This is a genomic window from Actinomyces dentalis DSM 19115, from assembly GCF_000429225.1.
GTDB classification, from domain to species: Bacteria; Actinomycetota; Actinomycetes; order Actinomycetales; family Actinomycetaceae; genus Actinomyces; species Actinomyces dentalis.
The window spans coordinates 23913-34147 of the sequence record NZ_AUBL01000046.1; the positions used below are offsets into that span (position 1 = coordinate 23913).

The following is a 10235-nucleotide window of genomic DNA, read 5'->3' on the forward strand; positions in this document are numbered from 1 at the left end:
GACTTCAAGTAGTGTCGGGCACAGAAGTGTCGCCGTGTCAGCATCATCACGCATACTGCTCGGCGCCCCCGCGAGCGCCGCCCGGTCCGGCGCGGAGCCGATCGGACGGCGCCGCCCACCCGGTCCTCGAAGCGGACGCACCCCAGGAAAGGAAGCGCAGCGATGGGAATGACCCTCGCCGAGAAGGTCTGGCGGGACCACGTCGTCGTCCCCGGAGCCGACGGGGCGCCCGACCTGCTCTACATCGACCTCCACCTCGTCCACGAGGTCACCAGCCCCCAGGCCTTCGAGGGGCTGCGGCTGGCGGGCCGGAAGGTGCGCCGCCCCGACCTGACCCTGGCCACCGAGGACCACAACACCCCCACCCTCGACATCGACCTGCCCATCGCCGACGCCACCAGCCGCACCCAGATCGAGACCCTGCGCGCCAACTGCGCCGAGTTCGGGGTGCGCATCCACTCCCTGGGGGACGCCGACCAGGGCATCGTCCACGCCGTCGGCCCCCAGCTGGGGCTCACCCAGCCGGGCATGACCGTGGTGTGCGGCGACTCCCACACCTCCACCCACGGCGCCTTCGGGGCGTTGGCCTTCGGCATCGGCACCAGCCAGGTCGAGCACGTCCTGGCCACCCAGACCCTCCAGATGGCGCCCTTCAGGACCATGAGCGTGACCATCGACGGCGATCTGCCCGCCGGCAGCGGCGCCAAGGACATCATCCTGGCCATCATCGCCAAGATCGGCACCAACGGCGCCCAGGGCCACGTCATCGAGTACCGCGGCCGCGCCATCGAGCGGCTGTCGATGGAGGCTCGCATGACCATCTGCAATATGAGCATCGAGGGCGGGGCCCGCGCCGGCATGATCGCCCCCGACCAGACCACCTTCGACTACCTGGCCGGCCGCCCCCACGCCCCCGTCGGCGAGGACTGGGACGCCGCCGTCGAGTACTGGAAGAGCCTGCGCACCGACGACGACGCAGTCTTCGACACCGAGGTGGTCCTTCAGGCCGCCGACATCGAGCCCTTCGTCACCTGGGGCACCAACCCCGGCCAGGGCCTGCCCATCTCCGCCCGCGTGCCCGTCCCCGGGGACATCGCCGACGAGACCGAGCGGCGCGCCGCCGAGCGCGCCATCGAGTACATGGACCTGACCCCGGGCATGCCGCTGCGGGACATCCGCGTCGACACCGTCTTCCTGGGCAGCTGCACCAACGGGCGCATCGAGGACCTGCGCGCCGCCGCCGAGGTCGTGCGCGGGCGGACCAAGGCGCCGGGCGTGCGCATGCTCGTCGTGCCCGCCTCCGCCCGCATCCGCCTCCAGGCCGAGGCCGAGGGACTGGACCGGGTCTTCAAGGACTTCGGGGCTGAGTGGCGCAACGCCGGCTGCTCCATGTGCCTGGCCATGAACCCGGACAAGCTCTCCCCCGGCGAGCGCTCCGCCTCCACCTCCAACCGCAATTTCGAGGGCCGCCAGGGCAAGGGCGGGCGCACCCACCTCGTCTCGCCCGCCGTCGCCGCCGCCACCGCCGTGCGCGGCACCCTGTCCAGCCCCGCGGACCTGCCGGCCCTGGCCGCGCCCCCGCCCGGCGCCGGCCTGCCGTCCGTCCCCGCCGGTCTGCCGACCGCGCCCGCCGCGCCCGCCGCCGTCTGAGCCCGCCCGCCCCGCCCCGCCCAGGAGACCCGCCATGGACAAGTTCATCCGGCACACCGGCATTGGCGCCCCGCTGCGCCGCAGCGCCGTCGACACCGACCAGATCATCCCCGCCGTCTACCTCAAGCGCATCACCCGCACCGGGTTCGACGACGCCCTGTTCGCCGGCTGGCGCGCCGGCGAGCCCGACTTCATCCTCAACCAGGAGGCCTACAAGCGGGCCAGCGTCCTCGTCGCCGGCCCCGACTTCGGCACCGGCTCCTCGCGCGAGCACGCCGTGTGGGCCCTGAAGGACTACGGCTTCAAGGTGGTCCTCGCCCCCCGCTTCGCCGACATCTTCCGCGGCAACGCCGGCAAGCAGGGCCTGGTGGCCGGCGTCATCACCCAGGAGGACGCCGAGCAGCTGTGGAAGATCCTCCAGACCGAGCCCGGCACCGAGGTGACCGTCGACCTGGCCGAGCGCACCGTGGAGGCGGGAGGGTACCGCACCACCTTCCAGATCGACGACTACGTCCGCTGGTGCCTCATGGAGGGCCTGGACGACATCTCGCTGACCCTCCAGAACTCCGAGGCGATCGACGCCTACGAGGCCGCCCGCCCCGCCTTCAAGCCGCGCACCCTGCCCGCCAGGCACCTGCCGGCCCGGGAGGTCGTGCCCGCGCGCGCCGCGGACATGCCCGTCGCCGTCGGCTTCCCCTACCTGCGCCGGGACTGAGGGCGACGACGGCGGCGGGCATCCCGGCGCGGACACCGCCCGCGCCGGGGCCGGGGCGCGCCCCGGAGCCGGTCGGGGCCGCCCGGAGCGCGCTCTCGCCGGGCAACCATTAGGAGAATCCTCACCATCGACTCCCCCCGGCGGCCGCCCCGCCGTCCTCGCCCGGGAACCGTCTCGGGGGAGGACCGGAGCCGGCCCCGAAGTCGCATCGGCGGCGATCCGGCCGTTTCCCGGCCCTTCCGGGGCGGCGCGCGCGGGCGGCGGCGGCCCGGGGGCGTCGCCGGGCCGCCCGACGGCGGCGATGCGCGGCGATTCTCGCGGCGTCGGGCCCTCGCCTATCCTGGAATGAGAACGCGCCCACCGGCGTTCGCAGGAGGCACCCGCGCACCCGCGGGTAACACCGCACGGAGGTTCTTAATGGTCGACGGACTGCTCCAGGTCGAGGGCGGGCGCCCGCTCTCCGGCGAGATCACCGTACGCGGCGCCAAGAACCTCGTCTCCAAGGCCATGGTGGCGGCGCTGCTGGGCGCCACGCCGTCGGTGCTGCGCAACGTCCCGCTCATACGCGACGTCGACGTCGTCTCCGGGCTGCTGGCCCTGCACGGGGTCGCCATCGACTACGACCAGGCCGAGGGCGTGCTCAGGCTCGACCCCTCCCGGGTCGAGACCGCCCACGTGGCCGACATCGACGCGCACGCGGGCTCCTCGCGCATCCCCATCCTGTTCTGCGGCCCGCTCCTGCACCGGCTGGGCGAGGCCTTCATCCCCGACCTGGGCGGCTGCCGCATCGGGGACCGCCCCATCGACTACCACCTGGAGATCCTGCGCAAGTTCGGCGCCGTCGTCGACAAGCTCGAATCCGGCATCCACATCTCGGCGCCGGTCGGGCTGCGCGGCACGGTCATCGAGTTGCCCTACCCGAGCGTGGGCGCCACCGAGCAGACCCTGCTCACCGCCGTGCGGGCCGAGGGCCTGACCGAGCTGCGCAACGCCGCCGTCGAGCCCGAGATCATGGACCTGGTCGACGTCCTGCAGAAGATGGGCGCCATCATCTCCGTGGACACCGACCGCACCATCCACGTCGAGGGCGTCGACGACCTGTCCGGCTACAACCACGCCGCTCTGCCCGACCGCATCGAGGCCGCCTCCTGGGCCTCGGCCGCCCTGGCCACCCGCGGCGACCTCTTCGTGCGCGGCGCCCACCAGAGCGACATGACCACCTTCCTCAACACCTTCCGCAAGGTCGGCGGGGCCTTCGACGTCACCGACGACGGCATCCGCTTCTACCACCCGGGCGGGGACCTGAAGTCGATCGTCGTGGAGACCAACGTCCACCCCGGCTTCATGACCGACTGGCAGCAGCCCCTCGTCGTCGCCCTCACCCAGGCCCAGGGCCTGTCCATCGTCCACGAGACCGTCTACGAGAACCGCTTCGGCTTCACCAAGGCCCTGTGCAAGATGGGCGCCACCATCCAGGTCTACCGCGAGTGCCTGGGGGGCTCCGCCTGCCGCTTCGGCCAGCGCAACTTCTACCACTCGGCGGTCGTCTCCGGGCCCACCCCCCTGCGCGGTGCGGACATCGTCGTGCCCGACCTGCGCGGCGGCTTCTCCCACCTCATCGCCGCCCTGGCGGCCGAGGGCACCAGCCGGGTCGAGGGCATCAACCTCATCGACCGCGGCTACGAGCACTTCATGAGCAAGCTCAGGGCCCTGGACGCCGACGTCACCCGGCTCGCCTGACCGGTCCCGCCCGCACTCCGCCTGCGCCGCCGCCGTCACCGCCGACGCCGGCCCACCCGACCCGGTCGTCGCCCGGACCGCCCGTCCCGCTGCGGCGGGGACCCGCCCCGGACCGCCGCAGCGGAGCGGCCGTCCGGTCCGCGGCGCCGTCGGCGCGTGCGCCCGAGAGCCGCTAGAGTCGCAGCGTGCCCACGACTCGACGCATGAGCCCCTTCTACCGCTTCGCGGCGCGGGGGGCGATCATCCCCTTCCTCAAGGCGGTCTCCAGGCAGAAGGTGACCGGGACGGAGAACATCCCCCGCGAGGGCGGCTTCATCACCGTCGCCAACCACCTGACCGACCTCGACTCCCTCACCGCCATGCGGGCGATGGTCGACGCCGACGTGCCCGTCTACTCCCTGGCCAAGTCCACGCTCTTCGACGTGCCCGTCCTGGGATCCATCCTGCGCGCCGGCGGGCAGATCCCCGTCCACCGCGCCACCAAGGAGGCCGGCGACTCCCTCAAGAAGGCCGAGAGGGTCCTGCGCTCGGGCGAGGTCATCATGGTCTTCCCCGAGGGCACCCTCTCGCGCGACCCGCTGCAGTGGCCCATGACGGGCAAGACCGGCGCCGCGCGGCTGGCCATGGCCACCGGCGCGCCGGTCGTCCCCATGGGGCAGTGGGGCGCCCAGTTCGTCATGGGCACCTACAGCAAGGTCATCCGCCCCTTCCCGCGCAAGGAGGTGCGCATCCTCATCGGCGAGCCGCTGGACCTGTCCCGCTTCGGCTCCGACACGACCGACCGCGACGCGGTGCGCGCGTGCACCGCCGAGATCATGCGCGCCATCACGGCCCTGGTCGAGCAGCTGCGCGGCGAGAAGGCGCCGCGGCCCTACGACATGAAGTACGACGGCAACCCCGGCAAGGGCAGGATCGGCGTGCGCCGGCCCGACCCGCCGCCGGACGGCGAGGGGGCGCCTGCGTCCGGGGCCGCGGCCGACGGCGGGCCCGAGGCCGGGCCCGCATCCGCCGGGGAGGGGGCCGCGAGCGGCGGTGAGGCGCCCGGCGGGGCCCCGCCCGATGACGGGCCCGCGTCCGGGTCCGGCGGCGAGTCGGGGGCGGAGTCATGAGCGCCGCCGTCCACGCGCCCGCCTTCGACCGGGCCGCCGTCGTCGGAGCCGGCGCCTGGGGCACGACCTTCGCCACCCTGCTGGTGCGCACCGGCATCCCCACGCTCATGTGGGCCAGGCGGGCCGAGATCGCGGCGGAGATCAACGCCGGGACCAATGAGCGCTACCTGCGCGGCGTGAGCCTGCCCCGGGGGCTGGGGGCGACCACGTCCCTGGACGAGGCCCTGGGCGGCGCCGACCTCGTCGTCGTCGCCGTGCCCTCCCAGCTGGCGCGCGCGGTGCTCGAGCCGGGGGCGGGCATGGTCTGCGACGACGCCGTGGCCGTGTCCCTCATGAAGGGCATCGAGCTGGGCACGGGGCTGCGGATGAGCCAGATGGTGGGCGAGGTCCTCGCGATCGGACCCGAGCGCCTCGCCGTCGTCTCCGGACCCAACCTCGCCGACGAGATCGCCGCCGGGCAGCCGACGGCGACCGTGGTGGCCGCCCGGGACGCGGACGTGGCCTCCCGCGTCGCGGCCGCCTGCGCCACCCCGACCTTCCGTCCCTACACGAACACCGACGTCCTGGGCGTCGAGCTGTGCGGCGCGGTCAAGAACGTCATCGCCCTGGCCGTGGGCATCGCCGCCGGGCGGGGCCTGGGGGACAACTCCAAGGCCGCCATCATCACCCGGGGCCTGGTGGAGATCACGCGGCTCGGGCTGGCGCTGGGGGCGGAGCCGGAGACCTTCGCGGGCCTGGCCGGCATGGGCGACCTGGTCGCCACCTGCTCCTCGCCGCTGTCGCGCAACCAGACCTTCGGGCGCCGTCTGGGGGAGGGGATGAGCGTGGAGCAGGCCAGGGCCGCCTCCCGGGGCGTGGCCGAGGGCGCCAGGTCGGCCCGGGCCGTGCTGGACCTGGCCGGGGAGCACAGCGTGGAGATGCCGATCACCGCCGGCATCGTCGCCGTCGTGGAGGGGCGGGCCTCCGTGGCCGAGGTGACCGACGCCCTGCTGGCCCGCCCCCGCAAGGCCGAGGGCGTCAACGCCGCTCCGCTGGCCTGAGCCGGCCCGGGCGCGGGGCGGGGCGGGGCCATCTCGGCGGGTGTGATGACTCCCATCGTGTCGGCGTCCGAAGATAGACTTGTGCAGAGACGGCAACGTCGCTGCTCGCCGGGGATGACGAACCGGGCGGGAGGAGATGAGGGGCATGGCACGCGCACCGATAAACGGTTCCACCCTTCGATGGGCGCGTGAGACCATGTTCGTCGAGAGGGGCGAACTCGCCCGGGCGGCGGGCACCAGTGAAGGCCGCATCGCCGAGTTCGAGACCGGCGATGCTCGTCCCACTCTTCGTCAGCTTGAGAATATCGCGAATAAGCTCGACCGAACACTCGCCTTCTTCTTCACGGACCCGCCCGACGAACCGGATGTTCCGGAGACCGCCGATTTCCGTGCGGGCAACGGGGAGCCGATTCCGCCTTTGCTTGCCAGGGAGATGCGTCGAGCCGAACAGCACCGCGATACGGTGCTCGAGCTTGAGGGTCGACCCGAGAAACCCGCCCTCGTCGGGGCGATCAACCGACGTAATCTCGCGGCGAGAGCGAATGAGATACGCGATCTTCTGGGTCTGACGGAGGACTTCGCCCCTCCTGGGGGTCGGGACAATCGGGTGCTGAGCTTCTGGCGCGGACTGCTGGAGCGCCACGGGTTCCTCGCGTTTCAAGCGACGAAAATCGAACTCGCGGTCTTTCGCGGACTCTCCATCCATCATGACGTCCTGCCGATAATTCTGTTGTGGCCAGTAATCATCAAGATGATTGCTGGCCGCAGTTACCTGATGAACGCCCGGATTCCAATGGCGGAGCGGATGATCGACGAATACCACAAGACCGAGGGGCTCGAATGAGATGCACCTTGGACACCAATATACTCATCAATATGGTGAATCGATATCCGAGAGACCTGTTCGCCTCTCTTTGGGAGTCGATGGAGGGTGCTGTCGCCAGTGGCGAGATATGCGTGTGCGAAGTTATTCTGAAGGAGTTGGAGCGCGGAGACGACGACCTCGCTCGATAGGTGAAGAACGTGCCTGGATTAGTCTGCAAGACGACGGACGATGAAATGATAACAGCGGCGGGAATCTCCTCCGCCCACCCGGACTGGGTGCGAGGAGAGAAGAACTGCGGCGATCCGTTCATCATGGCCCACGTGAAAGCGGAAGGATCACTGCAGAAACCGGTAGAGTTTTCACCCTTGATGGTGAGCAGGTCTTCTGAGGAGGAAGCGTAATGGAAGAGATACGGCTGGGTCCGATCGAGTGGGGCGTCGTGACGGCCCATAATCCCTGGGGTCTGGGTGTGCGTCTGGAGGAGTCCGGCGATGAGGGGGTCATGGTTCTGACCTCCATTCACGACGACCCGCGATACTGCGACTCGGAGTACTGGCCCGACGTGGGGGAGCGCATCCGGGTGCGCAGGTACCTTTACGGGTCCCCCGATGACGAGGTGCGCCTGACCAGTCGGGAGAGCGCCATGGAGGGCCTGGTGCACGGGTACGATCCGCCGCGCCAGTACCCGCCCCCGGAGGGGTCCGGGCCGGCCCAGGAGGGGACGGTCGTCGCCCACCGCGACTGGGGCGTGGAGGTGCGCCTGGACTCCGGGCAGATCGGGCAGCTGAGGGACACGCTCATGCAGGAGGGCTTCGATCCCGTCCCCGAGGAGCGTTGGCCCGGGATCGGGGAGCGGGTCCGCATCCGGCCTCTGGGCCTCTGGCCCGACGGCGGCCTGCGAGTGAGCGGCAGACCCCGCTTCGTCGACCGACCACCCGACCCGCCTTGGATCTCCCCGCGCGCAACGGAGGACGCGTAACCGCACCACGGCGGTCGCCAGCGGCGCGGTGCTGGTGGTAGTCGCTCTCGGCGGCGGGTGGCTGTTCGTCGGGGATCGGCGCGGTGGTGGGCGGGCGGGGTTGCACCGGCTCGCCCACTGGGCGGTTGCGGCTCCGGGACCGGCCGGCATCGACGCGGGAGGGCCCGGAGCGACGCGGGGCGGTGCGCGCTGGCCCGTCAGGGCTGGATCGTCCTCAGTCCTGCCCCGCTGGGGGCAATGGGGCGTACCACTCGACGCCGGTGAGGAGGATGCGGGTGTTCACGTCTCCTTCCCAGCTGACGCCTATGCCGTGTTCCCGGAGGATCGGGATGACGACGGTTCTCATCAGTTTGATGGTCGTGGCGTCGTGGAGTTCCTCGCGCTGGGAACTGCTCAAGGCCTTGTACTCCTCCTCGCCGATGTGGGCGGGCCAGAAGATGCCGTAGCTGAGGTAGGTGCTGCCGCTCTCCGCGAGTCTCTCGGTGTCCTGCTGGTGGAAGAACACGTACCCCAGGTCGTCCCGGTCGCCCTCGATCTCCGCATGCCCGCAGGTGTTGCAGCAGGAGAAATCCGGCTCCGCGACGACATGGGCCCTCCGCAGCGCCTCGAAGGCCCGGTCCAGCTTGCCGGCGGGCACCTCCCCGAATCCCGCCTGCTGGGCGCGGCGCGCATCGATCAGGTACTGGGCGATGGCGCGGCACTGTTCCTCGGACAGCGCGCCGCCGCCGTCCTCGTCCTCCACGGCGCGGGCGATCTCGTGGGCGTGGTCGTCGATGCTGTCGTCCCCTCTCACGAGCCGCATCCAGATCATGTCGCGGATGTACTCCTCGAGTTCGGGATCGACCGCGCCTCCGAGCAGCTCGTCGGGGATTCTCAGTCCATCGGGCTGGGTGTTCAGTTCAGTCATGACCGAGACCCTAACAACCGCCGCCGACAAGAAGTGAGGCCGGGCAGCAGCGGGTCGGCGAAGTCGACGCCTGGTTGTCCGATGTCCGGGGTTGTCGGCGTGTTGGCGCGGGTGCGGCGCGGCCCCGCCGGGACGATGGGCGGTGCCCGATCATCCTCGCCGCCGGGGGCCGCGCCGCCATGTCACCTTCCACCACAACCGCCCTGTCACGCCGGCCTCTGGTCAGTGTCCTTCGGGATGTGACCAATCCTCGCCATCGGCGGGGCGTGCACCGCGCCCTGCCCACGATCCTGTCCCTGGCTGTGACGGGGGCTCTGGCGATCCAGACAGGGTTGGAGGAGATGAACGATACGCCTGCTGGTGCGCGACCTGCGACTTGCCCGCGCCCGGAACCTGACGGCGGGGCTTATGGGTCGTGGGGTCGTGCCGGTGATTGGAATTCGGAGGGGTGCTGTCATGGAGGTCGTTGAGTTGCCCAACGGGCTCGGGTCGAAGCTGAGGGCCGTCGAGGGGCTGGTGGTGGGTGAGGACTGGTCGGGCACGGGGGTCGAGCGCTTCGGCACGACGAGCACGCGTTTCGAGCGCTGCCGGTTCGAGCGGATGAGGGTCGGGCAGTTCACCGCCGGCGGGGCGGGTCGGTTCGCCGAGTTCGTCGACTGCTCCTTCGACCGGTCGCACCTGTCCTTCAGCCCCGCCGGACGGACCAGGTTCGTGCGCTGTTCGTTCCGCCGGGCACGGCTGGTGGACTTCCGCGTCAACCCCGTGGACCTGATCGACTGCGACTTCACGGGCGCCGATGTGCGCCGGAGCATCTTCTGGGGCGGGCTGGACGACTACAAGCGCAGGAGGGAGCCCGATCTCAGGGTCCGCAACGATATCCGGGGCAACGACTTCTCCGGGGCGACCCTGGTGGACACCTCCTTCCGGCGGGGCGTGGACCTGACGCTCCAGCGCCTTCCCGCCGGCGAGGACTGCGCACTGGCCCTGGACGGGGCCGCCGCCCTGGACCGGGTGCGGGCACTGGTCGACACCTGGGACCGGGAGAACCGCCGGGACGCCCTGGACTGGGTCGAGATCTGGCGGAGCGACCTCGACGGCGGCCAGGAGCACCTGTTCGTCTGCCGCCCCAGGATGAAGGATCTCGCCGACTGGCCCGCCATCAGGAGAGCCATCAACAACTAGCCGTGCGCCATCGATGGCCGCGAGATCGGGGCGTATCAATACCGCTCCTGCCGCCGCCCGCCCCCGTCGCGGAGTATCGGGCGGCCG

9 protein-coding genes and 1 pseudogene are annotated in these 10235 nt (G+C 71.2%); 9 read left to right on the forward strand and 1 reads right to left on the reverse strand.

Annotation, left to right across the window (positions count from 1 at the left end; translation table 11 throughout):
- The first annotated feature begins 162 nt into the window (after window positions 1-162).
- The 8 genes and pseudogenes from leuC (at window position 163) to G446_RS0110510 (ending at window position 8059) form a co-directional block, all read left to right on the forward strand.
- Entirely contained in the window at window positions 163-1650 is a 1488-nt protein-coding gene (gene leuC, locus G446_RS0110480; RefSeq protein WP_026410109.1) for a 3-isopropylmalate dehydratase large subunit, read from the forward strand.
- A gap of 34 nt (window positions 1651-1684) precedes the next feature.
- Window positions 1685-2365 carry a 3-isopropylmalate dehydratase small subunit gene (leuD, locus tag G446_RS0110485; RefSeq protein WP_026410110.1) on the forward strand — a complete coding sequence of 227 codons (681 nt, stop codon included), beginning with the start codon at window positions 1685-1687 and terminating at the stop codon, window positions 2363-2365.
- Between the two features lie 417 nt (window positions 2366-2782).
- A complete protein-coding gene (gene murA / locus G446_RS0110490; protein WP_026410111.1) occupies window positions 2783-4105 on the forward strand; it encodes a UDP-N-acetylglucosamine 1-carboxyvinyltransferase in 1323 nt (440 codons plus the stop codon).
- 203 nt (window positions 4106-4308) lie between these two features.
- A pseudogene (locus G446_RS0110495) lies at window positions 4309-5055 on the forward strand (lysophospholipid acyltransferase family protein); the annotation flags it as partial.
- A 155-nt stretch (window positions 5056-5210) separates the two neighbouring features.
- On the forward strand, window positions 5211-6254 hold the full coding sequence (locus tag G446_RS0110500) for an NAD(P)H-dependent glycerol-3-phosphate dehydrogenase (protein WP_026410113.1): 1044 nt from the start codon (window positions 5211-5213) through the stop codon (window positions 6252-6254).
- Window positions 6255-6399: 145 nt separating this feature from the next.
- Entirely contained in the window at window positions 6400-7098 is a 699-nt protein-coding gene (locus G446_RS17380; protein ID WP_169721284.1) for a helix-turn-helix domain-containing protein, read from the forward strand.
- On the forward strand, window positions 7095-7268 hold the full coding sequence (locus tag G446_RS21550) for a DUF4411 family protein (RefSeq protein ID WP_084779162.1): 174 nt from the start codon (window positions 7095-7097) through the stop codon (window positions 7266-7268). The genes G446_RS17380 and G446_RS21550 overlap by 4 nt, the downstream gene beginning before the upstream one ends.
- 212 nt (window positions 7269-7480) lie before the next feature.
- Window positions 7481-8059 carry a hypothetical protein gene (locus G446_RS0110510; protein ID WP_026410114.1) on the forward strand — a complete coding sequence of 193 codons (579 nt, stop codon included), beginning with the start codon at window positions 7481-7483 and terminating at the stop codon, window positions 8057-8059.
- A 214-nt stretch (window positions 8060-8273) separates the two neighbouring features.
- Here G446_RS0110510 and G446_RS0110515 read toward each other — a convergent pair whose 3' ends face one another.
- Window positions 8274-8966 (reverse strand): DUF6891 domain-containing protein, encoded by a 693-nt coding sequence (locus G446_RS0110515; RefSeq protein ID WP_026410115.1) that lies wholly within the window; start codon window positions 8964-8966, stop codon window positions 8274-8276.
- A 456-nt stretch (window positions 8967-9422) separates the two neighbouring features.
- On the opposite strand from G446_RS0110515, the gene G446_RS0110520 reads away from it, so the two are divergent.
- Window positions 9423-10148 carry a pentapeptide repeat-containing protein gene (locus G446_RS0110520; protein ID WP_026410116.1) on the forward strand — a complete coding sequence of 242 codons (726 nt, stop codon included), beginning with the start codon at window positions 9423-9425 and terminating at the stop codon, window positions 10146-10148.
- The last annotated feature ends 87 nt before the right edge of the window (window positions 10149-10235 follow it).

Bases quoted from the DNA above. Each gene is read 5' to 3' on its own strand.
- leuC (WP_026410109.1), top strand. From the start codon at position 163: ATGGGAATGACCCTCGCCGAGAAGGTCTGGCGGGACCACGTCGTCGTC.
- leuD (WP_026410110.1), top strand. From the start codon at position 1,685: ATGGACAAGTTCATCCGGCACACCGGCATTGGCGCCCCGCTGCGCCGC.
- murA (WP_026410111.1), top strand. From the start codon at position 2,783: ATGGTCGACGGACTGCTCCAGGTCGAGGGCGGGCGCCCGCTCTCCGGC.
- G446_RS0110500 (WP_026410113.1), top strand. From the start codon at position 5,211: ATGAGCGCCGCCGTCCACGCGCCCGCCTTCGACCGGGCCGCCGTCGTC.
- G446_RS17380 (WP_169721284.1), top strand. From the start codon at position 6,400: ATGGCACGCGCACCGATAAACGGTTCCACCCTTCGATGGGCGCGTGAG.
- G446_RS21550 (WP_084779162.1), top strand. From the start codon at position 7,095: ATGAGATGCACCTTGGACACCAATATACTCATCAATATGGTGAATCGA.
- G446_RS0110510 (WP_026410114.1), top strand. From the start codon at position 7,481: ATGGAAGAGATACGGCTGGGTCCGATCGAGTGGGGCGTCGTGACGGCC.
- G446_RS0110515 (WP_026410115.1), bottom strand. From the start codon at position 8,966: ATGACTGAACTGAACACCCAGCCCGATGGACTGAGAATCCCCGACGAG.
- G446_RS0110520 (WP_026410116.1), top strand. From the start codon at position 9,423: ATGGAGGTCGTTGAGTTGCCCAACGGGCTCGGGTCGAAGCTGAGGGCC.